Annotated in this window: 1 protein-coding gene; it reads left to right on the plus strand. The window is 30.4% G+C overall.

The genetic code is table 11. The features are described from left to right. Positions 1-73: 73 nt before the first annotated feature. Positions 74-450, plus strand: a 377-nt coding sequence (locus SK224_RS16720; RefSeq protein ID WP_320435770.1) for a 3'-5' exonuclease, incomplete at its 3' end; no start/stop codon positions are given.

The raw sequence follows: 450 nt of genomic DNA on the forward strand, positions 1-450 counted from the left end.
CTTATGAATAATGACAAAATTGAAGAAATTAATGATTTAACATTTTCAAATCTTTTTTCTATATTATTAGAATATGAAGAAGGGGGAATATACTTCAATAATTAAACATTTAAGAGAGATGGAAGATGAGGATGAAGAAAATGCTCTTGAAAGTTATATTGATGTGCTAGTTAAAAGATTGGCATTGTACGATAAGGAAGAAAAGCCACTTGAAAAGTTTCTGGAAGAGATTCTTTTGGAATATTCATCAGAAGATAGGCAGGGAAAAATGAATAAAAAAGGCGTTAAATTAATGACCGTCCATACATCCAAGGGGCTAGAGTTTCCGTATGTTTTTGTTGTTGATATATCATCTGATAACTTCCCCAATGATAAAAGTTTAGATTTAGAAGAGGACAGAAGACTTTTTTATGTTGCTTTAACTAGGGCTAAAGTAGAGTTGATATTATC

It is taken from the genome of Microbacterium sp. BG28, from assembly GCF_034044005.1.
Lineage (GTDB): Bacteria > Actinomycetota > Actinomycetes > Actinomycetales > Microbacteriaceae > Microbacterium.